This is a genomic window from Roseibacterium elongatum DSM 19469 (genome assembly GCF_000590925.1).
Taxonomy (GTDB): Bacteria; Pseudomonadota; Alphaproteobacteria; order Rhodobacterales; family Rhodobacteraceae; genus Roseibacterium; species Roseibacterium elongatum.
Window position 1 is genome coordinate 1,138,602 of sequence record NZ_CP004372.1, and the last position, 21,542, is coordinate 1,160,143.

Below are 21,542 nucleotides of genomic sequence, written 5' to 3' on the forward strand. Positions count from 1 at the left end.
CGTCAGGCTTTTTCATTGACCGACGGGGCGATAGCGGGTTTTCAAGGGCGGGGCAAGGTGAGCGGAGTGCAAGATGGATTATGGATATCAGTTGTTGCGGCACGCTGTGCAGCAGGTTTTCGGCAATTTTGCCCAGGCTGCGCGCCTGACCCTGTTGTTGGCGATGGCGCCGACCCTGTTCCTGTTCCTGACAAACCCCGATCTGCTGACCGGGACGGGTCTGCCCGATCCGTCCAACCCCAATGCCATGCCCCAGATCAACTGGCTGATGGCCCTTGTCGGCGCTGTTCTCAGCCTTGTGGCGTGGGTATGGGCGGCCGTCGCCTGGCACCGTTTCGTCCTGCTCGAGGAATACGGCGATGGCATCCTGCCGCAATGGCATGGTGGCAATAACGGCCGATACCTCTTGCGGGCGATCCAGGTCGGCCTGATCCTGTTGGGGGCCGTGATCCTGATGACGATCCTCATCGGCATGGTCATCATGATCCTTCCGGTGTTCGGGGTTGCGATGCTGCTGGGGATCGGCCTTGTCGTGGGCGTCAGCTGGGCCGGGACGCGCGTGGGCCTCGTCTTGCCGGCGGCGGCCATCGGTGCGCCGCTGACCATCGGGGAAAGCTGGCAGGTCACCAAGCCGGTCTCGGGCCAGATCCTGTTGCCGATCATCGTGATCGCTGTCGTGTCCGGCCTGGCCGGTCAGGCCCTGATCCTGGTGTTCGGTCCCACGCTGGTCGGGGTGCTGGCCTCGGCCGTGGTCTCGTGGCTGCAATTGCTGGTCAATCTCGCCCTGATGACGACGCTCTACGGTAACCTGATCGAGGGCCGTCAACTGAACTGAGGCTGGACAGTTTGCCTCGGTTGGGGCAGGCCGTGGGAATGACCGAATTTTCCGATACCGCCCGCGCCGCCACCGAGGCCGTGCGCGATCTGTTCCCGCCCACGCCGCTGCAGCGCAACGTTCACCTGAGCGAGCGGTTCGGTGCCGATATCTGGCTCAAGCGCGAAGACTTGAGCCCGGTACGGTCCTACAAGATCCGAGGCGCCTTCAACGCCATGCGCAAGGTGCTGGCGCAGGCCCCCGAAAAGCGGAAATTCGTCTGCGCCAGTGCCGGGAATCACGCGCAGGGCGTGGCGTTCGTTTGCGCCCATTTCGGGGTCGAGGGCACGATCTTCATGCCGGTGACCACGCCCGAGCAAAAGATCATGAAGACCCGGCGCTTTGGCGGTGGTGCCGTCACGATCGAGCTGACCGGGGATTTCTTCGACGACACGCTGGCCGCGGCCAAGGCCTATTGCCAGCAGACGGGCGCGCATTTCCTGTCCCCCTTCGACGACCCGGACGTGATCGAGGGACAGGCCTCGGTTGCGGTGGAATTGCTGGACGACATGGGGGCAGTGCCCGATCGCCTGATCCTGCCGGTCGGCGGCGGCGGTTTGTCGGCGGGCATGCTGTCCTACTTTCATGCGGTGGGCGCCGAAACCAAGGTCACGCTGGTCGAGCCTGTCGGCGGCCCCAGCCTGACGGCGGCTCTGCGAATCGGCGCGCCGCAAACGATCGAGATCACCGACACCTTCGTGGACGGCGCGGCCGTTGCCCGCATCGGGGACCGGACCTTCGAGGTTTTGAAATCGGTTGCCCCCGCCGATGTCCTGCTGGCCCCCGAGAACCGGATCTGTGTCACGATCCAGGAGATGCTGAACGGCGAAGGCATCGTGTTGGAACCCGCCGGCGCGTTGGCTCTGGACGTGCTCGAGGATTTGCGCCCGCAGATCGCCGGGCAGACCGTCGTCTGCGTGACCTCGGGCGGCAATTTCGATTTCGAGCGGCTGCCCGAGGTCAAGGAACGCGCGATGAACTGGCAGGGGCTGAAGAAATACTTCATCCTGCGCCTGCCCCAGCGCCCCGGCGCACTGCGTGATTTCCTCGATCTTCTCGGGACCGACGACAACATCACGCGCTTCGAATATCTCAAGAAGAACAGCCGCAATTTCGGGTCGGTTCTGATCGGGATCGAAACCAGCGATGCCGCGAATTTCCCAAGCCTGTTCGAGCGTGTGAACGGACGTGGCTTTACCTTCCGGGATGTCACCGATGACGAGGTTCTTGCCGATTTCCTGATCTGAAGCGCCCGCTCAGGCCGGCAACAGGATATTCGGCATGGCCGCCTGCAGGTCGTCCAATGCCCCGTGAAAAGCCATTTCGATCCCCGCCATGTCAGGCAGATTGCCGGTGTGACAGGCATCCTCGGCCGCTTTGCAGGCCGTTGCCAGGGCCGAGAACCCCATATTCGCGGCACTGCCATGCATATAATGGAAATCCGCCGGCTTGGCCTGCGCGGGGTTGGCCAGAAGTTTGCGCATATGCGCATCTATTTCGCCGATGAACATGGTTGCCACGTCCGCGAAACAGTCCTCGCCAATGTCGTCACGTAATGCCCGCAATCGCGTCTGATCGATAAATACCATCTCGGACCTCCTCGCCCCGGGGGAAAGCTGAGCCCAAGCCGTGAAGAAAGTCCTAAGGCGACGGGCAAAACATTGCGCCTTTGTCCTTTTACGTCCTTTTAACGCTCGGTGATGAAGGCTCGCCCGCATATTTTTTCATGTGTTCAAGAGGGTCTCGATGTTTCCGCAAAGCGCCCAACAGGTCACGGCCGGGTCGATGCCGGTTGTCCCCACCTCTCCCGCAGGGGATCATGCTGTCCTTGTTCTGGACGACAGCGCCGCGCAGCGGCAGTTGCTGTGCGCCCTGTTGGACAGGTGGGGGATGCGGCCGATCGCATCCGGCGACCCGGAAGAGGCGTTGCAGATCGCCGAAACCGCCGGCGTGGGCCTGGTGATCTGCGACTGGATGATGCCACAGATGACCGGGCCCGAGTTTTGCCGCCGCTTGCGCCGGGCCGAGCGGGAGGATTACGCCTATGTCATTCTTTTGACATCGAAATCCGCGGACGAGGCCTTGTCCGAGGGGTTGGCATCGGGGGCGGATGATTTCCTGACCAAGCCGTTGCGACCGACGGAATTGCGCGCACGCCTTCAGGCCGGCGCGCGGACGGTGGCCATGCAGCGTGAACTGGTCGACAAGAACCGCCGCCTTGGCGACGCCCTGACCGAATTGCGTGGTCTTTATGATGCAATCGACGCCGATCTCGATGAGGCGCGGCGCCTGCAGCATTCGTTCCTGCAGGACGCGGTGGCACAGGTGAAAGGGGCCGAGATCTCCTTATGGCTCGAGTCGTCGGGGCATGTCGGGGGCGACATGGTCGGCTATTTCGAGGCCGATCGCAGCATGGTCGGCATTCACAGTATCGATGTCGCCGGGCACGGGGTGGCGTCGGCCATGATCGGGGCGCGGGTCGCGGCGATGCTTTCGGGGGCCGCGCCCGATCAGAACATCGCCTTGTCACCGTTGGGTGCGGGAATTTTCCGCGCGCCTCCCCCCCGATCTGGTGGCGGCTCGATTGAACAGCCTGATGCACAAGGAATTGACCGGTGACAGGTATCTGACGCTGGCCCTGGCGCTGTTGGATGTGGGCACGGGGGCGGTCAGTTTCGTACAGGCGGGGCATCCGCATCCGATCCTCTTGCGCCGCAGTGGCGCGACCGAGGTTTTGGGGCAGGGCGGGCTGCCGATCGGTCTGTTGCAAGAGGCAAGTTTCGACATCTGCAAGATGTGGATGCGGCCGGGCGACCGATTGATCCTGTACACCGATGGTCTGACCGAATGCACCGATCCCGACGGGACGATGCTGGACGAGCCTGGCTTGCTGGCCATTTGCGACAGACACCGTCACCGTGCAGGGCCGGAGTTTCTGCAACGGCTCAAGCAGGACCTTGTCGGGTTTTCCCGCGCCGAAGAGTTTTCGGATGACGCCTCGGCCATCGTGCTCGACTACAAGGGGCCGCCGGCCTGATGCCCTCGGCCGCGCCGCCGCAGCCACATGGCCACAAAATGCCGATCGCCCGCCACGGCCAACTCGGTCAGGGCCACATCCCAGGGCAGGAAAACGGCGCTATGACCCGGGTCGATCGGGTCCGATTGGCGCCGACCCAACCGGGCCACGTAAATGTGGCACAGCTTGTGGGCGTGAAAGCCGTATTCGGGCATGAACGTGTAGCGATGAAACATCCCCAGCCGCCGGGGCGCGGTGATGGAATAGCCGGTCTCTTCGCGGATCTCTCGTATCAGCGCGGGCAGCGTGGCCTCGCCGGGGTCGATGCCGCCCCCGGGCAATTGCAGTTCGGCGCGCGGCGTCTCTTGAAAGGTTGCCAGCACGCCATCGCCCGTATCGATGATGGCATAGGCCCCCGGCCTGGGCGCAAACCGGATGCCGGGGTCGGGAACCGGCCCGAATCGTCTGTTCATCATTCATCTCCTGACACTGCCGCCTACATGCCAGCGACGCCTGCGTTGCGAAAGCGCGACCTCTCGCCAAGGGCGATCGCTTGGGCTATGGGACCGGCATGGAACAAAGCGTCGTCGATATGATCCGCGCCACCGCGCGGCGTGTGCTGCAGACCGAGGGGCTGGCCGTTACCGCCATGGCCGACACGCTGCCCGAGGATTTCACCCCCGCCGTTCAGGCCATTCTGCAGACGCAGGGCCGCGTGATCCTGTCGGGGATCGGGAAATCCGGGCATATCGCGCGCAAGATCAGCTCGACCTTCGCCTCAACCGGGACGCCCTCGGCCTTCGTTCATCCGGCCGAGGCCAGTCACGGCGATCTCGGAATGATCATGCCCGGCGATCTGGCAATTCTGATCTCGAATTCCGGCGAAACATCCGAACTGCGCGATGTGGTCGCCCATGTGACGCGCTTCTCCATCCCGTTGCTTGCGATTTCGGGGCGGCTTGGGTCAACCTTGATGCAGGCCGCCGATTACAAGCTGCTTCTGCCGTCGGCCCCCGAAGCCTGCAGTCTCGGGATGGCACCGACCACGTCGACGACACTGACGCTGGCCATGGGCGACGCCTTGGCCGTCGCCGTCATGGAGCGGCGTGGCTTCCTTGCCGAGGAGTTCCACACGTTCCACCCGGGCGGCAAGTTGGGCGCGCGCCTGTCGAAGGTGTCGCAACTGATGCACGGACCCGACCGCCTGCCGCTGGTGCCCACGACCCAATCCATGCCCGAGACCCTGGTCGTGATGAGCGAAAAGGGGTTCGGTATTGCCGGGGTCGTCGAACAGGATCGGCTCTGCGGCGTCATCTCGGACGGGGACCTGCGGCGCAATATCGCCCATTTGATGGAGCGTAGCGCAGGCGAGGTCGCCACGCGAAATCCACGCTCGATCGCGCCGGATATGCTGGCATCGGAAGCCCTGGCGATGATGTCGGAAAACAAGATTACGGCCTTGTTCGTCGTGGACGATGCCAACCGGCCCGTCGGCATTCTGCACCTGCATGACTGCTTGCGGGCAGGCCTGGTCTGATTTCGCCTGTTCCAACGGCCCCATGGCCGGCACCGGGACGTTCCGGTTAGAGCGAGGCTCCCGGCGCAAGATCTCTCGGCTCGGATGCGCCCAGAAAACGCACCTTTGCCTCGGCTTCAATCCATGTTGCGCCCGAGGGCACCCAAGCGCAATCGCGTGTTCAGCAAGCGCCTTTTCGGCCGACGCTTTCGTAGGCGTCGAAGCCTGCGCGCTTGGCGTCGCGGGGGGAATAGACATTGCGCAGGTCGGCCATGCGGGGCGTGGACATCTTGCGCGCCAGCTTTTTGAGATCCAGCGCGCGGAACTCGTTCCACTCGGTCAGGACGACGACCAGATCGGCGTTCTGCGCGGCCTTGTAGGGGTCATCGAGCCAATGCACCCCCGGCAGCAGCGCCTCGCCCTCGCGCTGGCCTTGCGGGTCGACCACGCGCAGCTTGGCCCCGCCGCCGACCAGCGCCGGCACGATCGTCAGGCTGGGCGCATCGCGCATGTCATCGGTGTTGGGCTTGAACGTCACCCCCAGCACCGCGATCGTCTTGCCGTTGAAGGAGCCGTCGCACATGTCGCGCAGCTTTTCGATCATGCGCAGCTTGACCGCATCGTTGACGCGGATGACCGTCTCGACGATCTGCTGCGGCACCGCGTGATCCTGGCCGATCCGGGCCAGCGCGCTGGTATCCTTGGGAAAGCACGAACCGCCATAGCCCGGCCCGGCATGCAGGAACTTGTTGCCGATCCGGTTGTCCAGGCCGATGCCCTTGGACACCTCCTTGACGTCGGCGCCCACACGCTCGCACAGCGCCGCGATCTCGTTGATGAAGGTGATCTTGGTCGCCAGGAACGCGTTGGCGGCGTATTTGATCATCTCGGCCGATTCCAGGTCGGTGGTGATGATCGGGAAATCACGCAGGAAAAGCGGGCGGTAGATCTCGGCCATCACATCGCCGGCGCGGTCGGTCTGCACGCCCACGACAACGCGGTCGGGACGCATGAAATCGTCGATGGCGGCGCCTTCGCGCAGGAATTCCGGGTTCGAGGCGACGTCGAACTCGGCGGCCGGGTTGGCCTTGGCCACGACCTGCTTGACCTTGCGGTTGGTGCCGACCGGCACGGTCGATTTCGTGACGATCACGGCATAGCCCGTCAGCGCCTGCGCCACCTCTTCGGCGGCGGCCATCACATAGGTCAGGTCCGCATGCCCGTCGCCGCGCCGCGTGGGCGTGCCCACCGCGATGAACACCGCCTCGGCCCCGTCGACCGCGCTGGCCAGATCGGTGGTGAAGGACAGCCGCCCCGCCTCGACGTTCTTTTCCATCAGCGTGTCGAGACCGGGCTCGTAGATCGGCACCTCGCCCGCGTTCAGCATCTCGATCTTGCGCGGATCCTTGTCCACGCAAATCACGTCATGCCCGAAATCGCTAAAACACACCCCCGAAACGAGCCCAACATAGCCCGTGCCAATCATCGTGATCTTCATGAAATTCTCCTGCCAAACTCTTGAGGCCGTTCGCCTTTATGGATCGACTGATGTATCCGGGGCGGGCGGCTTAACGGTGACTTGACCCTACCAATTGCAGAGGTCTCGCAATGGCTCGATGGCCGTTTCCATCCCTTCGATCGAAAAAATCGCGTTCAGCGTTCTGCCCGTGAACGACGTCGCGCTGACCAGCAACCGTTCGCCGCCAAAGAAGCTGCGGATGAGCGGGATCGAATCGGCGCCGCTGTACAGGCCCAGGGCGGTGTTGTCGGCGGAAACAGCGGCCTCCAACGAAATTGGTGTGTCGTCGTCGAGCTTGTAGATCAGCGTGCCGTAGGCACCGACATCGGACATGAAGTTCTCGCCGAAGCGCACTTCGATCCGGGTGGTGTTCTCTATGCAGGACAGCACGAGTTCTGCAGGTGCCGAGCGCGCAAAGATACCAGGAAGATCCTGGAAGGAGAGCGACGCCATCACGAGCGCATTCTGCGTTCCGACCGGTGGTACCACCTCGACGATTTCCCACGGTCCGATTTCTTCGCGCCGTTCGACGCACTCGATGCCGACGGTTTCCTCGCTGCAAAGGGGCAGGTCGTCGAGAGCCAGCACCGTGGACGGAACGAGGCTCATTCCCAGTGCTACGGTGAAAATCAAAGATAAAAATCTCATAATCTCAGTCCTTCACAAGAGACCATCAGCCGTAAATCACAGCAGATACGCCAAATTTCAATCCGCACGCGGGCTGCCGGACATTCGCATGAAGCATCAGGAAATCAAGGGTTTTGAAGCACATGCTACAGGTCCAACGCATGCTCGGACCAAAGCCAAGAGGTCACGTCGATTCGCACCAAGGCTGAGTCGCTCATGATTAAAAACTAGGCAATGACCGAAAAAAACGGCGAAAACTGGGCAGATGTTGGGCCGGTTTCAGGCTCGAACACCATCAATGGGTTGTGTTGTTCTGAAACGTGAGATGGTGCATACCTAGGAAGGTGGGGAAAGAATTTTGAAAACTTGCTGTTGAGACTGCGCGCACATTTTTTTTTGGCAAGCAGTCCTGCTTTTATGAGGCTGCCATGAAGCATTCTAAAGATGTCAAAGACTTGCATACCCTGACGCATCGTACCGGAGTGGATGGTGTGGGACGGGCTGTGCTGTTTTCCCCGTACCCCGGCCTGCGATCACTGGGGGCCGTTCACCTGCCGCGCAACGACGTCACGTATCGCTACTTGAGCCGCGCCTACGATTTGCTGGTCGCAACTGTCGCTCTTGCCTTGCTTGCGCCACTTTTCATCGTGCTTGCCGTGATCATCAAACTGAGCAGCCCTGGCCCGGTATTTTTCCGGCAATATCGGTATGGGCTGAACGGTGACCTGTTCAAAATCTACAAGTTTCGAACGATGCGCATCGACCAGTGCGATGTCAGCGGGGTCGCCCAGACCACCAAGAACGATCCGAGGGTGACGAGGATCGGCCGTTTTCTGCGGAAAACCAGCTTTGACGAACTTCCGCAGCTGCTGAACATTCTGAGGGGCGAGATGTCGGTGGTCGGTCCGCGCCCGCATGTTCCGGGGATGTTGGCCAACGGCATGCTCTACGAGGAGTTCGATACGCGCTACATGGCACGTCATGTGGTCAAGCCGGGGCTCACCGGCCTTGCTCAGGTGAAAGGGTTCAGGGGGGAAACCTCGACCTCACATGCAGCACGCAAGCGGCTGGACTACGATTTGGACTATGTCGAGCGGCAGTCGCTTCTCCTGGATGTGAAGATCACGGCTCAGACGTTCTGGACGGAATTCTTTCGCGGGTCTGGCTACTGATCTCTATACTCAGTCGCCCTGGTCGCAGGCAGTCTCGACGGACCGAAACGAACGTTTCGGACGTTCTTAGGTGATGGCAGTCAGCACCAGGTAAACGGCCCCACAGCTAAAGGCAGCAGAACTCCAGAACATGAGATTGCGCGCAATGAGTACCGATTTGTCGACCCGCTTTGATGTGGTGCGCCTTGGCTCGGCTTCGGCCTTGAAAAGCTCTGCTTCGATTATGTTTCGATCGTCATACATGCCCGTTGCTTCCCCTACCCGATTCGCAACCTCGTCCCTCCCTTCAATAACGCCGCCGAGTTAACGAAAGGTTGATATGAAAGATGCTATAGAAGGAAAACGGCATCAATGTGGCGTGCTGTGCGAGGCCTCGATTTCGCTACGGGAAAAGGAAAGACTAATTATTTCAGTGAATTGAGGTGCATTTTGAGAGGCAAGAAACCGCCGGTGTAGTTGGTGTTCGGGCGAAAAAACCCTCCTCGACGACACCGCAGCCAGCTGTTTCTGGAATAGAAACAATACTTTTGCGATGCAGGTCTTGGTGCCGATTCGGCAACAATCAGGTCTCAGGATCCTGCATGTGACCCCTTGCCAGACGACACTTTCACCGATCGGCCTTTGATCATTTCCAGATGCGAAACACTGTATTCTCAAAGTCCCCCCACCTTGCCCCTGCCATCCGATTGCGCAACGCTATGGCGATAGCCGATCCCATCGGACAGCGCGCGCCGAAAACGGAAGGAAACTCGAAATGAAGGTCTGCGTCGTCGGTCTGCGCGGTATTCCCGACGTTTCCGGCGGGATCGAGACGCATTGCGAAAACCTTTACGACAGGATGAAGCGCGAGCGACCCGATCTGGACATCGTCGTTTTCGGGCGAAAGCCCTATATCGGCGATACCCCCTACAAAACCAGCGTGGGCATAGAAGTTGTGCCTGCCTACGCGATGCGCAACGGCTATCTGGAAACACTGTCCAACAGTCTTGTGGCAATCCTGCGCGCCCGTTTCTCGCAACATGCCGATTGTGTCCACATCCATGCCATCGGTCCGGGCCTGCTGGCCCCGTTGGCCCGGCTGCTCGGGATGCCGGTCATCCTGACGCATCACGGCGACGATTTCCGACGCGACAAATGGAATGCCTTTGCCCGGTTCGTCCTGCGACTTGGCGAGCGCATCGGCGTTGCAAGTGCGTGTCGGACGATTGCGGTTTCCCCCACACTGGCCGAGCGGTTGCGTCGTGACTATCCCGCGAAAGCGGAGCAGATCGACTATGTTCCCAACGGTGCCGATCACATCGTCGGGCGTGCCCTTGCTGCCAACGGCCCCTCTACCTTGGGCGAATTCGGGTTGCAGCCCGAAGGCTACATGATGACTGTCGGTCGCCTGGTGCCTGAGAAGGGCTTTGCCGATCTGATCCGCGCCCACAAGGCATCGGGCATTCGCACGCCACTGGTGATCGTGGGCGGCCATAGCAATTCGGATCACGACCGGATGCTAAGCGAACTTGCCCATTCCGACGTTATCCTGACGGGGGCGTTACCTCAGGCCAAGGTTGCGCAGCTTTTGGCCAATGCGAAGATGTTCATCCTTCCGTCGCATCACGAGGGGCTGCCCATCGCGGCGCTCGAGGCGTGGGCCCTCGGGGCGCCAGTATTGCTGAGCGATATTCAACCGAACCTGGATCTCGGGCTTTCGCCCGCGCATTACTTCCCGGTCGGAGATGTCGGTGCATTGGCGGCCCGTTTGGCCGATGATGCCGACGACATTCCCGCACAGCCGCTGGATCCTGCGTTCAACTGGACGTCAATTGCGCATCAAACGGTTGAGATTTACACTCAATCCTATGGAAGCGATGCCGTCCAACTCGACACCCCGTGACGCCTTGGCCATGGCCGCGGGCGCGGTTTTGACCCGTCGCACGGTGCTGTGCGGCCTTATGGCCTCTGCGGCGGCGCTGCCACTGCCCGGATGGGCACAGCCCACTGACGGGGCTGTGCATGTGTCGTTGCGGGCAAGCGGCGATGCAGACGGCCGCGACTGGGATAACGCCCTGCCGTTGTCTCGCCTGAACCGGTTGGCGGCATCGGCGCGGCCGGGGCAATCCATTTTCGTGGGCGTGCCCGAGGCGGAAACCCCACACCCATGGTCGGGCCAGCAATTACGTTGGGCGGTTTCCGGCACGCCGGGCGACGCCATTTCGCTTCACTTTGGAGCGTTGCGCGAGGGCGAGGGGTTCCATCAACCCGATCATGCCGGCGAGGCCCCGGTGTTGCAGATGATCGGCAACGAAACCGGGCCAGACGAGCGCCCCGATGTGGGGGGCGCCCCCTTTGTCGTGTTTCAGGAGAACAGCTCGAACCTGGCCATTTCCGGGCCGTCCTACCTGCGCTCTGGCGGAAACGGGTTCTTCAATCTCGACACCGGCGGCGAGATGCGGAACCTCTCCTTTGCAGATATCCACGCCGTCAACGTGGGCCGCGTCATCGAAACCGAGCAGGGCACATCGGTGCGTGGGCTTATGGTCGAGCGCTGCTCGACGCTCGGCATGATCCGCGGTTTTGCCCGTTTTCATGACCTGTTCGATGCCGAGTTCCGTGACCTCGACCTGGATGCCGATTTTGTCGATGGTGGTGGCGGGGCTGTCTGCCAGATGATCAGCGTGAAACGCGGAAGCGATCTGTCATTCCGTAACCTGCGCCTTGTAAAAGCCGTCAACAGCCTCGCGGCCGAGGAGCGGGGATCGACCTATATTCAGGGGGATGGCCTTGTTCTGGAGGAAGAAACCCGGAACGTGCGTATCGAGGATTGCTACGCCGCCGACATGGGCGACGGCGGGTTCGACCTCAAATCCGAGCATGTCTACATGGCGAATTGCCGGACAGAGCGATGTAAGCTTGGTATCCGTATCTGGAGCCATCATCCAGATAATCTGATCGAGAATTGCGTGATGTCCGAACCGGTCACGCGCCCTCACAACGATGGATCATGCCTTTGGCTTGCCGGCAATCTGACGGCCCGGAACTGTTCGCTGAACTCTGCAGGGTCCATGTCACCGATCCGGTTCGGGGCCGGGGCCGATGGAACGCCGGATTCCCATCTCAGGATCCAGGGTGGCGAGATTTCCTATGACGCACGTGAAAGGCTCGTGACCGGTACAGCCGGGGACCTCGAGTTGGAGAATGTCATGGTCAACGGCGTGGAAACCAGCGGGCGGTTCCATTGGACGGGGCGGCGATTGCGCCGTCGATGGTAAGACGCCTACAACGACTGCCAGCTGTCTTTGTCATATCCGAACCGCTCAAAGTCGGCTTCGTAAAATCGGTAGATCTTTTCGGCGGCGTCTTCGGCGATCGATGTGACAGACTTGATCGAGGGGTTCTTTCGTGGAACCTCGGCATCCAGTGCGATCCCGGTCAGATCCGCGAGTTTTGCACGGAGGGTATCGAGGCCGTCCTCGAGCTTGAACACCTCGGTCCCGTCGATCAGGAATTCGTGCTGCGGTCGGATGTGGTTGGAATGCATGTAGGGGTCACGGGCGAAACCGGCAAAGGCCGTGCTCAGCCACCGATTGAAAGACGGTTTCGGGAGGATCCGGTTTTTCAGCCTGGGACGTGTGATGCGATAGTTGTATTCACTCAGGATGCGCGCATACGGGTTGCGCGTGACGCAAAAGCTGTAGTCGAAGAATCCTGGGGCGAACAAGGTGTCCAACAGGTCCCCGTGGAAGTGTTGCGGAACGCAAGGAAAGGCGCTCGGCCGGTGTTTCTGATACAGGCTCTGCCCGGACAAGGAGGCCAACCAAACGTTGATGGATGTCCCCCCGGATTTGGGGATGTGGATAAAGAGGATCCGTTTCTCGCCAATGTGGAATGCGGGCATCGCGGTCTTCCTCAGGTTTTCGTGCGGCGACGACGAATTCGGTTGAGAATCTGCTCTTTCAGGATCTCGCCCTCACGACCGAACATGTTTGGCGCGAAGGTGAATAGTAAAACATAAACAACGAAAAACTCGGCGAACAGGATCAAAAGCATCCACGGATTCGCCAACCCGAGGGGCGCAAGCACCGCCTTGGAGGTGACGAGCAGCGCGGCGAAAGCCAGTCCGAGGGCGGTGTATCCGACCAGGCGCCGCAGGCTGTCGCGCCCGCTCACGCCGATGAACCTCCCGACAAGGTAAAGCCCGGAGAAATAGCAAAAGGTGATGGCCAGCGACACGCCGACTGCAACCCCTTCGAGATCGAAGCTTTGCCCGATCAAGGCCCCCAGTATGACGGCCAGTGCGTGGCTCCATTGCCAGAGCGCGGCGATATAGACCCGTCCCGCGGCCCGCAGGATGGAGCCGACAAACTTGTATCCGGTTCTGAACAGCAACACCGAGATCAGGATCTGAAATGGCAGCACCGCACGTTCCCATTGCGGCCCCAGAAGTGTCAGGACGATCTCTGGGCCGGCCACGACCAAAAGCGCGGTCAGGGGGATCTGGGTCATTGCCGTCAGCGCGAGCGCCCGGTTCAGCGCGCGCTCGAGTCTTGGATGATCGTCCTGGATCGTTGCAAGGGTCGGAAACAGAACCTGGTCGCCCATGCGGCCCACCAACTGGGCGCCTTGCTGAAGCAACAGGTATGATCTGGAATAATACCCAAGCGCCTCGGCCCCGAGCCAGCGGCCCACAACGAAAAAATCGGCGTTCTGGGACACATAGTTTCCGATCTGGGTCAGCGTGACGCCGAGCCCAAAGCGGATCATGGTCACGAAGGTCGACCAATTGAAGCCGATGGCGATCCCGTCCCAGGCAAGGCGCAGATACAGCCCGGTCGACAGCAGCGTCTGGGCGAGTTGCGCCCAAACCAGCGCCCATGGGCCGAAATCCAGGAATGCCAGCACAATCGCCACGATGGCGTAGCCGAACAGGTAACTGGCCAGACGTATGACCGCCAGTTCGGGAAAGCGCATCTTGCGCTGCAGCAGTGCCTCGCTGACAAGCCCTGCCCCCTTGATGATGAACAGGAGGGAAAAAACCTGAACGATAATCTCGAGATCGGGCATTCGGTACAGGTCGGCGATCTGACCGGCGAGGAAAAAGAACACCCCCGTCATCAGAATGCCCGAAGCCAGGGTCGTGGTGAATCCGGTCGCAACGTGATCGTCGGTCAGGGTCTTGACCTGAATGATCGACGGCGCGACGCCGATCCGCCCCATGACTTCGGCAAGGGCGACAACCGTCAAGGCGGCACTGACAACGCCAAATTCCTCCGGCAGGAGGAGTCGTGCAAGGATCAGCACCACGACAATTTTCAGGACGGCTTCTGCGCTACCGCCCGCAAACATCCAGAAGAAATTCTTGAGGGTGCGGCCAGTCAGTTCTTCTTTTGGCGGCTTTGGCGGCGACCCCTGAGAGCTCGGCAAATCTTCCTCCGATCTGCTCATCGGTCGCGCTCCATGGTCACCGTTTCGAAGTCATGACTGATAAAAATATTTCAGAAACAACCAATTGCTGTCCTGCAGCAAACCCAAGTAGTTTTGCGTTGTGTCCGGCACCAAGTCAACAAGTCCTCGCCACTTCTCTTGGGGCTGTCCCCATGCGCGGCCTGCCTGCGCATGCGGTTTGCCACCCGGAATGGACGTCCATCCGCCCATGGCCATGAAGGGTATCGCTTGTCGGTTTGCGCGGCTTTCCTATGTCAAACACCCGCAGGACCGACCTACTGTGCCGTCTGCGTGTCGGAGAGCGGGCTTTGGGTTTGAAACGCGGCCCAGTCCGCCGTCAGGGCGGGCGAAAAGGACGCGGCTTGCGCCTTGATCTCGGCCCGTTCATCAGCGAGCGAGTCCCCGCGAGAGTAGAGCCATTTCTTGATCTGGGTGTGCTTCAACAGCGACACGATTTTATGAGCACCGTGACGCCTGAGGCGCGTCAGGGTGCCCTGAACGATCCGCGCCAGGAAAAGGTTGCGCGGCAGCTTGGCCGCATTGACCTGCTGATCGCTCAGCGATGCCGGGGGCGCGCGGTAGTCAAGGTCAAGGATCTCGCAGAGTTCGCGGCAAAACCTTTCGGGATCGTCGCGCAATAGCTTGTAGGACATCAGGTGAAAGCGGTCTGCCCCAAACGCGGCCTCCCAACGGGGGGCGTGTTTGGCGTAAAGACCAGCTTCGATCACGTCTGGATAGATTTCAGCCATGTCCTTCAGGCTCGACGGCGGGGCGCCCCGTTGTCGGTAGTGAAAGAAATGCGACACGGCCCGATCGAAAGGGTCGCGGACCGTGCAGATGATCCTGGCATCGGGCACATGCGCCTTCACACGTTCGCAGGCGATAGGTTTGTGAAACAGCGACGGGGCTACTTCGACGCGCAGGCGTGTGTCGGTCTCGGGCGGAAACAACCCCGCGTACCAATCGAACCCACGGTCGTAGACCTTGTCGAAAAAGAACGTCTCTTTCATCGCTGATGGCAAAGCGACGTCTCCGCGCCATTCGAGATACGCGTGTATCCACGTCGTGCCCGACTTGGTCGGGCCGACGAACAACGCAAAAGGCGGGGTGATGGCCATGTCAGCCGATCCTTCTCTCCTGGTCGGTGTCACACAGCGGTTTCGTATTCATCCAGCTCTCGTTGCGAGACGCCGTTCAACAAGGTGCCCAGCAGCTTGGGAGGGAAGATCGCCGCACGGCGCAGTTCCTTGGCGAGGGAGTCCGATCGCGTGTTCCCCCAGTCGGCAACAGCCACGTAGCCAAGCACGACATCGCTGAAACCGGCCGCATCGGACGAATGGGCCATCGGCGATATGTCGAGGACCACGTTGTCGAATTTGGCGGTCAGTGCATGCAGCAGCGACTTGAGCCGCGCCTGATCGAAGACACCCGGGTCGATCGTGGCTTCCTTGTCCATGGAACGGTTCGGCATGAAATACAGAGATGTCCGCTCGTCGTACCAGAAGGCTTCGTTCGACTCGATCGACGACGTGGCCGCGGTAAGTTCCGCCAAGCCGAAATGTGCCGCGGGGCTGATGCATTCCGTCAGATAAAGACCCGTCCAGTCCATATCGATCAGGAGCGTGCGCCCACCACCGACCGCAAGCATCTCGGCGTAATTTGCGGCAGCGACGCTGCGGCCCTGGCTGGGGCGGTCGGAAATGAACCCGATGCATTTCGGGTAGAGCGCTCTGTCGCCGGCGACCAGGGACCGCATGTTGTCGGCCTCGACATTCACGCGGCGGATCGACTCGGAATAGGCGGACAGAGGTGCCGAGATCGTCGCGTAGATCTGGGGCGCGGTTTTCGTCAGCGAGACCCTGTTTTCCGGCAGCGCGATCACTTCGTGGGTGTAGTTGACCCGTCTTTTCGGCACGCTGATGGCCGGCAATCGCCTTTGCTCGCCTTTCTCCTTTTCCTCGTCGACACGCGATGTGGCAGGCGGCAAGAGCCCCAGAACCGGCGCGCGGGCGCTCTTGGAAAGTTGCGACGTGGTGCGGATGCTTCCATCCATTGTTTCGCGCAAGAAAGCCCCGCCGGCACCGAGCGATAGCCCGATCAGAAACGCGAGGATGCCAAGCTCCCTCAGGCTTGCCCCGTCGGGGTACTCTGGCGGGAGGGCGGTTTCGATGATCGTCGCCTCGGTCGAGGGGAAGCTCTGTTGTTGAACGACTTCGAGATAGCTTTGCAGATATCTTTCATTGAGTTCCCGGTAGATCCGCGCTTCGCCTTCGAGCGAACGCAGTTCGACGTCGATGGCGTTCGTGACGCTGCCGCCGCTGGAGTCGCGGGCCTCGTCAAAAAGGGCCTGCGCCGTCTGAACATTCGTCTCGGTCTCGGTCGCGCGGGCCTCGGCGTCTTGCAGCAAACCGTTCAGGACCGCAGCGCCCGCGGACTCGAGGGACTCGATCCGATCGGTCAGGCTTGCGACCTCGGCGCTGTCGGTTGGCGAGGCCTGAAGCGCCAAGGCAAGCTCGGCACGCACTTCATTCGCCTCTTCGGTCAGAGTCTGCAGCGCATCGGACTCGAGGGTCGACGGAACGCCCCTCAACCCGCGTCCGCTTTCGACCAGAGCCCGAAGCCGCAAGGCGTCTGTCTGGGCGCGCGCGCGCTCCGCGAGCGCGTTCTGCAGTTCTTGTCTGGCGCGTTGCAGGCTGGCCGCCGTTTCCGAGGCGTCCAGCGCATCGCCACCGCCGCCGCTCATCCGTTCCATGCGCTGCTCGACTTCCAGCGCCCTGACATTCAATTCGGCCATGCGGGCATCGAACCATTCGGCGGCCCGTTGCGCGGTCTCCTGGCGCACGCCAAGGCGGTTGTCGATATATGTCTGTGCCACCGCGTTCACGATCTCGGCGGCCAGTTCCGGCGAACTGGCCGTGTATTGAAGCCGGATCACCAAGGTTTGCGCATTGCGCGTGACGCGAAGGTTGTCGCCCAGTTTCTCCACCGCCATTTGAAACCGCTCGGCCGGTGTGGTCTCCGGCGGCTCTTCGGCGAACATCGGGAACACGCGGTCTCTCAGCCGTCGAATGCTTTCGCCGATCTCCGTGGTGGCGGGCGCCATGAATTCCTCGTTTTCGCCGAGTTCCAGGCGATCTACCGCGCGCGACAGCAGATAGGGCGATCGCATCACCTGCATCTGGCTTTCCACAGCCGGGTTGCTCAGGCTCAGGTCCGAGAAGATTTCATCGCGGCCGAACGGGTTGATGGCCTGTTCGTCCAACAAGATGCGCGTCGAGGCCGAATAGACCGTCGGCGTCAGGCGATCCAGAACGACGGTGGCGGCGATACAGATTGCACACACGATGGCAATGAACAGACGATGCCGGCGCAGCAGACGCCGCACCGACCGGAAATCGAAGAGGGGCGCCGACGAAGGACGGCCGGCGTCGCGCCCGTCCTCACCGCCAATCATGAGCGGCGGAGCCTGGCGAAAACCACTCTGCTTCGCGCCAGAGTTATTATTGTTCATTCAACCTCTCCTTGGGATCAGGCCATGACAGCCCCGCCCCAGAAAAATCACGGCCAAAGGATCTCGACATGAATATGCATACCAATACGTGTTGGTCGGAAGAGGGACTATGCCCCAAACGCGCATAGTCCCTTTCAGTTTCGGAAACTAACATTCACGACGTCACCGGGTAACAGCAGGGTGTCCGGCCGTGCGTCGATCTCTTGGGATTGCCCACCGATTTGGCGGAAAATGACAATGCGCGGAACGGTCGTGGGCGCTTCGTCAAGGGCCACGGTCGTCGGAACCGCCGAACTCAGCTCGATCCGGACCCGCAGCTGCGCGACCTGTTGAGACAGCTCTTGCAGGCGTGCCTGGATTTCAAGCGCGCGCTCGCGCATGGCCTGATTGCGCTCGAGGACCAGTTCACGCCGCGAAGCTTCCGCTTCCAATCGCTCCGCCTGCACATCCCCCAACCTTTCGATCGCCTGCAGATACAGCCGACGCGTGGTTGTCAGCAACTCGCTCGACACGATGCGCCGCGCCACGAGGCCTTCGACACGCTCGACTTCGGCGGCTTCGGTTTCGGCGATTTCGGTCATCGTCTCTTCATGGCGAAGCGCTGCGATGACCCGTGCCTCCGCCTCTTGCACCGAGGTATCGAGGAACGTGATCTCTTCGCTCAGGATGTCCCCAGAGGTCTGGACCTGGCTACGGGCAAGGGCAATCGCCTCCTCGATCAGATCTGCCGGCGCATTGAGTGCCTGGAGGTCGGACAGGTCGAGTTCATCGCTACCGGCAAGGATGGCTTCATGAACCGCCATTTCCGCAAGCAATCCGATCAGATCGGCCATCAGCACCCTAGGATGGTTCCGCAGTTCCGATCCGGAAATGGAACCTTGATCCGCAATCGCAAGCCCGGATGCCGCGGCGATCCCCTGCCGAACCGTCATGCCTATCTGGAACGATTGTTGACCGGGGCTGTTGATCGCGCCGTCGAAATACACCGGGCGATACTCCACGACGTCGATCAACACCTCTTCGGGTTCGATCGAGACCAGGAGGTATTCACCATTCACGCGCTCTCGATACACGGCGCCGGTCATCAAACTGGGAATTTGTTCCCGCAATTCGTTGATGGTTTGACCGCCGACATTGAGTTCCCCGAGCAGCGGAAGGTGAACGGCACCGTCGATTCCAACCTGAACCTGCCGATCATACGTGGGGTTAGCCAGGAAGGTGACGCTCAGCCGGTCACCTGGGCCGATCAGATAGCGATCCTGCGCCGTTGCGGCCGTGCCAACCATGAGCCAGAGAGTAACACCTGCGCAAAAAACTCGAGCCATCATACGGGCTAATGTCATAGTCCTACGTCCTTAAATTCCATCAACAGACCGTTGCATGATTCGGCCATTATCTTAACGAAGAAATTCTAGTCTATCGCGCGCTGGGCCCCCGTGTGACTGACGCGATCAGGTCGAGATAGGCCTTGGTGACGGCGTCGTGCCCAAAATCCATGGCGCGGGACGATGCCTTGGACGCATAGCGCTTGCGTGTGGCGTCATCTCCCATGACGGCGATCGCCTCGGCCATGGCTGCGCGATCCTCCATCGGGACCAACAATCCGTGTGCTTCGTCGGGCCAGGGGGCATGCCGCGCGGACACGCTGGCCAGGACATCCGCCGGGCCGGATGGGCAGTCCGTCGCGATGACCGGGCAGCCGACAGACATCGCCTCGATCAGGGTGTTCGGGAAACCTTCGGCGCGCGATGCCGATACCAAAGCGCGTGCGCGCGCCATGATCGGATAGGGGTTTTCAACGAAACCCGCGAAATGCACCCGATCCGACACCCCAAGCTGTTCGGCCTTCTCGTTCAGGGCCTCGAGCTCGGGACCTTGGCCCAGAAGCACCAGTGACGACGACGTTTCCGACTGCGCGAATGCCTCTATGAGAAGGCTGAAATTCTTGTTGGGCACCAGCCGCCCAACACCAAGGAAGAAGTCTGCGGGCAGTGGGATCGTCGGCGGCGCTTTGGCCATGGCATTCAGCTTGCTGGCATCGATCGGATTTCCGATGACCGACATACGCGATCTTGGCACACCGAACCGCCCGGCTAGATCGTCGGCGACCCCGCTGCTGACGGGTATGACACGGGCCGCTTTCGGATAGGTTCGCGTTGTGATCCATGCCAACAGCGGCTCGGCGCGGGACCCGGCAATATGGCTCGAGGTGTTCACGCGCTCGCTGATGATGGCATGGTGGCCGAAACGGTAGGCGAGTAAAACATTGATCACATTGGCGCGGGCCAGAAAGCTGATGCAGACATCCGGGCGACGATCCGCCCCCGACCAATGCCGGAAAAGCTGGACCAGGCTGCGCGCCATCTTCTGCCTGCCATCCAGAGTGACGATCCTGAGGCCTTCGGGCAGGGCTTGTTTCCTGGGAAGATCGTCCAGCAGGATGAGGTCGACATCGCAGCCATCCAGGTGCGGTTGCAAATGCCCAAGCAGGTTGGCCATTGCCCGTTCGGCGCCTCCGCCCTCCATCGAGTTGATGAGAAATGAAATGCGTGTGCCCGGTGCCACGCGTGGCACCGATGCGATTTCGCTTGGACGATCGCGATCAGTTTTCATGCAGACCCGATCGATACATCAAGGAAGGGTGGGGGTGTGTCGAAAAGCGTTGCGGCAGGAACTCGGCGTCGGGCGCATCGCGCAGTTTTGCGAATGTCGCAACCAACAGCACCCAGTAGATGCTGTTGTGCTCCAACAGGAACGAGCCGGCCACATTCCCCACCAGCGAAAAGAGGACCAAGGTCAACGCCAGTGCCGAAAGCTCGGGTTTGGCGTTGCGCATCAGGTTGCCGAATGCCCGCGCCCCCAGCCAGGCGATGAAGAACAGTGTCAGGCCGACGCCGATATAACCCACATCGACCAGCAAATCGAGAAAGCCATTATGCGCGTGGCCGACATCGGCCCCGGTCAGGGCCGTCAGTCGCGGGCCGATGATGATCCAACCGGCACCATAGCCGCCCCCCGCGACGCTTGTGCTGCCCAGTGCAACGATCACCCCTTCCCAGATGACCGTTCGACCCGTGAGGGTGGCGTCCCGCCCAAGCAGGTGCAGTGTATACTCAAAGATCATCTGGGCAGACACCGCGGAGATCACCGCGACAGGGAGTGCCATCAGAATCAACAGGGAACGGCCCGCCGGCGACATGCGCCGCATGGCGAGAAACAGCGCGATGCCAAACGGAATCGTCGCGGCGAGCAGGACCGCCTGCGACGAATTCGATCTCAGCACCATCAGTCCGGCGATGGCCAAGATCGGTAGCATCAGCCACCGACCATAACGGCCCCCGGTATCGAAAACGAACCCTAGCACAACGATCGATGCGGTCAGCGCGATCACACGGCCAAAATCGTTCTTGTGACCGAAAAGGCCCCGCCAGCTGCCGGCGTGGTGTGCGGCGATCTCGTCATAGGATTGATGAATGCCCTTCGCCGGGTTGAGCTGAATGTTGGCGAAGTTGGCGAGTATGATCACCGCCGAGGCCAGCACAACAAGATGAAACAGTTGCTTCGGCGAAAACCGAAAGGCGATCCAGAATGCAAAGGCCGTGGTCAACCCCAGGCTGCCAACACGTCGCAAGGTCAGGTCCGGGGCGGCCGTCCATGCAAGGGTGGCAAGCGCAAACAACACGGGCAGGATCGATGCCCAGTACAATGAGAATATGCGTGAGAGCGATCCCTTGATGGTCAGCAAGGCGATGCCACCGAACAGGCCAAGCGACGCACCCAGCAGCTGCACCATTGGGGCCGTTTCCGAGCCTTGCGGTGTCAGGGCCGTTGTCAGGGTGCCGGACATGAAGAACAGGCCGAACATCGCGATGGCGTA

At 61.1% G+C, this 21,542-nt stretch carries 19 protein-coding genes; 8 read left to right on the forward strand and 11 right to left on the reverse strand.

What is annotated here, in order from left to right:
• Positions 1-73: 73 nt before the first annotated feature.
• Together ROSELON_RS05425 and ilvA are read left to right on the forward strand one after the other, a co-directional pair.
• Positions 74-835 (forward strand): hypothetical protein, encoded by a 762-nt coding sequence (locus ROSELON_RS05425; RefSeq protein WP_025311412.1) that lies wholly within the window; start codon positions 74-76, stop codon positions 833-835.
• A gap of 38 nt (positions 836-873) precedes the next feature.
• Positions 874-2,121 carry a threonine ammonia-lyase IlvA gene (gene ilvA / locus ROSELON_RS05430; RefSeq protein WP_025311413.1) on the forward strand — a complete coding sequence of 416 codons (1,248 nt, stop codon included), beginning with the start codon at positions 874-876 and terminating at the stop codon, positions 2,119-2,121.
• 9 nt (positions 2,122-2,130) lie between these two features.
• Here the strand turns inward: ilvA and ROSELON_RS05435 are convergent, their stop codons facing one another.
• Positions 2,131-2,463 (reverse strand): Hpt domain-containing protein, encoded by a 333-nt coding sequence (locus ROSELON_RS05435; RefSeq protein WP_025311414.1) that lies wholly within the window; start codon positions 2,461-2,463, stop codon positions 2,131-2,133.
• 157 nt (positions 2,464-2,620) lie between these two features.
• On the opposite strand from ROSELON_RS05435, the gene ROSELON_RS05440 reads away from it, so the two are divergent.
• Positions 2,621-3,493: a response regulator gene (locus ROSELON_RS05440; protein ID WP_051508359.1), complete on the forward strand. Its 873-nt coding sequence runs from the start codon at positions 2,621-2,623 to the stop codon at positions 3,491-3,493.
• The gene (locus ROSELON_RS17375) at positions 3,471-3,911 is read left to right on the forward strand and encodes a PP2C family protein-serine/threonine phosphatase (RefSeq protein ID WP_051508360.1); all 441 of its coding nucleotides are present in this window, start codon (positions 3,471-3,473) and stop codon (positions 3,909-3,911) included. The genes ROSELON_RS05440 and ROSELON_RS17375 overlap by 23 nt, the downstream gene beginning before the upstream one ends.
• On the opposite strand, the gene ROSELON_RS05445 is transcribed toward ROSELON_RS17375, so the two are convergent.
• Positions 3,890-4,363 carry an NUDIX domain-containing protein gene (locus tag ROSELON_RS05445; protein WP_025311415.1) on the reverse strand — a complete coding sequence of 158 codons (474 nt, stop codon included), beginning with the start codon at positions 4,361-4,363 and terminating at the stop codon, positions 3,890-3,892. The two genes, ROSELON_RS17375 and ROSELON_RS05445, sit on opposite strands and share 22 nt — an antisense overlap.
• A 98-nt stretch (positions 4,364-4,461) precedes the next feature.
• On the opposite strand from ROSELON_RS05445, the gene ROSELON_RS05450 reads away from it, so the two are divergent.
• Positions 4,462-5,427 carry a KpsF/GutQ family sugar-phosphate isomerase gene (locus tag ROSELON_RS05450; protein WP_025311416.1) on the forward strand — a complete coding sequence of 322 codons (966 nt, stop codon included), beginning with the start codon at positions 4,462-4,464 and terminating at the stop codon, positions 5,425-5,427.
• A gap of 160 nt (positions 5,428-5,587) precedes the next feature.
• Here ROSELON_RS05450 and ROSELON_RS05455 read toward each other — a convergent pair whose 3' ends face one another.
• Together ROSELON_RS05455 and ROSELON_RS05460 are read right to left on the reverse strand one after the other, a co-directional pair.
• Entirely contained in the window at positions 5,588-6,904 is a 1,317-nt protein-coding gene (locus ROSELON_RS05455) for a UDP-glucose dehydrogenase family protein (protein WP_025311417.1), read from the reverse strand.
• Between the two features lie 87 nt (positions 6,905-6,991).
• Entirely contained in the window at positions 6,992-7,534 is a 543-nt protein-coding gene (locus ROSELON_RS05460) for a type VI secretion system-associated protein TagO (RefSeq protein WP_025311418.1), read from the reverse strand.
• A gap of 446 nt (positions 7,535-7,980) precedes the next feature.
• On the opposite strand from ROSELON_RS05460, the gene ROSELON_RS05465 reads away from it, so the two are divergent.
• From ROSELON_RS05465 to ROSELON_RS05475, 3 genes are all read left to right on the forward strand, one after another.
• Positions 7,981-8,724 (forward strand): sugar transferase, encoded by a 744-nt coding sequence (locus ROSELON_RS05465; protein ID WP_084613671.1) that lies wholly within the window; start codon positions 7,981-7,983, stop codon positions 8,722-8,724.
• 754 nt (positions 8,725-9,478) lie between these two features.
• Positions 9,479-10,606 carry a glycosyltransferase family 4 protein gene (locus ROSELON_RS05470; RefSeq protein WP_025311420.1) on the forward strand — a complete coding sequence of 376 codons (1,128 nt, stop codon included), beginning with the start codon at positions 9,479-9,481 and terminating at the stop codon, positions 10,604-10,606.
• Positions 10,572-11,981 (forward strand): right-handed parallel beta-helix repeat-containing protein, encoded by a 1,410-nt coding sequence (locus ROSELON_RS05475; protein ID WP_156945849.1) that lies wholly within the window; start codon positions 10,572-10,574, stop codon positions 11,979-11,981. Before ROSELON_RS05470 ends, ROSELON_RS05475 begins: the two co-directional genes overlap by 35 nt.
• Positions 11,982-11,986: 5 nt before the next feature.
• Here the strand turns inward: ROSELON_RS05475 and ROSELON_RS05480 are convergent, their stop codons facing one another.
• From ROSELON_RS05480 to ROSELON_RS05510, 7 genes are all read right to left on the reverse strand, one after another.
• Positions 11,987-12,607, reverse strand: a complete 621-nt coding sequence (locus tag ROSELON_RS05480; RefSeq protein WP_084613673.1) for a sulfotransferase family 2 domain-containing protein — start codon at positions 12,605-12,607, stop codon at positions 11,987-11,989.
• An 11-nt stretch (positions 12,608-12,618) separates the two neighbouring features.
• A complete protein-coding gene (locus ROSELON_RS05485; RefSeq protein WP_025311423.1) occupies positions 12,619-14,154 on the reverse strand; it encodes a lipopolysaccharide biosynthesis protein in 1,536 nt (511 codons plus the stop codon).
• A 275-nt stretch (positions 14,155-14,429) separates the two neighbouring features.
• Entirely contained in the window at positions 14,430-15,272 is an 843-nt protein-coding gene (locus ROSELON_RS17380; protein ID WP_084613675.1) for a sulfotransferase domain-containing protein, read from the reverse strand.
• A 29-nt stretch (positions 15,273-15,301) separates the two neighbouring features.
• Complete coding sequence (locus ROSELON_RS05495) at positions 15,302-17,608, reverse strand: exopolysaccharide transport family protein (RefSeq protein ID WP_025311425.1); 2,307 nt, start codon at positions 17,606-17,608, stop codon at positions 15,302-15,304.
• Between the two features lie 191 nt (positions 17,609-17,799).
• A complete protein-coding gene (locus ROSELON_RS05500; protein WP_025311426.1) occupies positions 17,800-18,951 on the reverse strand; it encodes a polysaccharide biosynthesis/export family protein in 1,152 nt (383 codons plus the stop codon).
• Between the two features lie 130 nt (positions 18,952-19,081).
• A complete protein-coding gene (locus tag ROSELON_RS05505) occupies positions 19,082-20,278 on the reverse strand; it encodes a glycosyltransferase (RefSeq protein ID WP_025311427.1) in 1,197 nt (398 codons plus the stop codon).
• Positions 20,268-21,530, reverse strand: a complete 1,263-nt coding sequence (locus ROSELON_RS05510; RefSeq protein ID WP_156945852.1) for an O-antigen ligase family protein — start codon at positions 21,528-21,530, stop codon at positions 20,268-20,270. The genes ROSELON_RS05505 and ROSELON_RS05510 overlap by 11 nt, the downstream gene beginning before the upstream one ends.
• Positions 21,531-21,542: the final 12 nt, after the last annotated feature.

What these genes read in the sequence shown, in the direction of transcription:
- ilvA (WP_025311413.1), top strand. Translation starts at nt 874, where the DNA reads ATGACCGAATTTTCCGATACCGCCCGCGCCGCCACCGAGGCCGTGCGC.
- ROSELON_RS05480 (WP_084613673.1), bottom strand. Translation starts at nt 12,607, where the DNA reads ATGCCCGCATTCCACATTGGCGAGAAACGGATCCTCTTTATCCACATC.
- ROSELON_RS05465 (WP_084613671.1), top strand. Translation starts at nt 7,981, where the DNA reads ATGAAGCATTCTAAAGATGTCAAAGACTTGCATACCCTGACGCATCGT.
- ROSELON_RS05455 (WP_025311417.1), bottom strand. Translation starts at nt 6,904, where the DNA reads ATGAAGATCACGATGATTGGCACGGGCTATGTTGGGCTCGTTTCGGGG.
- ROSELON_RS05510 (WP_156945852.1), bottom strand. Translation starts at nt 21,530, where the DNA reads ATGTTCGGCCTGTTCTTCATGTCCGGCACCCTGACAACGGCCCTGACA.
- ROSELON_RS17375 (WP_051508360.1), top strand. Translation starts at nt 3,471, where the DNA reads ATGCACAAGGAATTGACCGGTGACAGGTATCTGACGCTGGCCCTGGCG.
- ROSELON_RS05445 (WP_025311415.1), bottom strand. Translation starts at nt 4,363, where the DNA reads ATGAACAGACGATTCGGGCCGGTTCCCGACCCCGGCATCCGGTTTGCG.
- ROSELON_RS17380 (WP_084613675.1), bottom strand. Translation starts at nt 15,272, where the DNA reads ATGGCCATCACCCCGCCTTTTGCGTTGTTCGTCGGCCCGACCAAGTCG.
- ROSELON_RS05485 (WP_025311423.1), bottom strand. Translation starts at nt 14,154, where the DNA reads ATGAGCAGATCGGAGGAAGATTTGCCGAGCTCTCAGGGGTCGCCGCCA.
- ROSELON_RS05500 (WP_025311426.1), bottom strand. Translation starts at nt 18,951, where the DNA reads ATGGTTGGCACGGCCGCAACGGCGCAGGATCGCTATCTGATCGGCCCA.
- ROSELON_RS05475 (WP_156945849.1), top strand. Translation starts at nt 10,572, where the DNA reads ATGGAAGCGATGCCGTCCAACTCGACACCCCGTGACGCCTTGGCCATG.
- ROSELON_RS05505 (WP_025311427.1), bottom strand. Translation starts at nt 20,278, where the DNA reads ATGAAAACTGATCGCGATCGTCCAAGCGAAATCGCATCGGTGCCACGC.
- ROSELON_RS05440 (WP_051508359.1), top strand. Translation starts at nt 2,621, where the DNA reads ATGTTTCCGCAAAGCGCCCAACAGGTCACGGCCGGGTCGATGCCGGTT.
- ROSELON_RS05450 (WP_025311416.1), top strand. Translation starts at nt 4,462, where the DNA reads ATGGAACAAAGCGTCGTCGATATGATCCGCGCCACCGCGCGGCGTGTG.
- ROSELON_RS05470 (WP_025311420.1), top strand. Translation starts at nt 9,479, where the DNA reads ATGAAGGTCTGCGTCGTCGGTCTGCGCGGTATTCCCGACGTTTCCGGC.
- ROSELON_RS05460 (WP_025311418.1), bottom strand. Translation starts at nt 7,534, where the DNA reads ATGAGCCTCGTTCCGTCCACGGTGCTGGCTCTCGACGACCTGCCCCTT.
- ROSELON_RS05425 (WP_025311412.1), top strand. Translation starts at nt 74, where the DNA reads ATGGATTATGGATATCAGTTGTTGCGGCACGCTGTGCAGCAGGTTTTC.
- ROSELON_RS05495 (WP_025311425.1), bottom strand. Translation starts at nt 17,608, where the DNA reads ATGATTGGCGGTGAGGACGGGCGCGACGCCGGCCGTCCTTCGTCGGCG.
- ROSELON_RS05435 (WP_025311414.1), bottom strand. Translation starts at nt 2,463, where the DNA reads ATGGTATTTATCGATCAGACGCGATTGCGGGCATTACGTGACGACATT.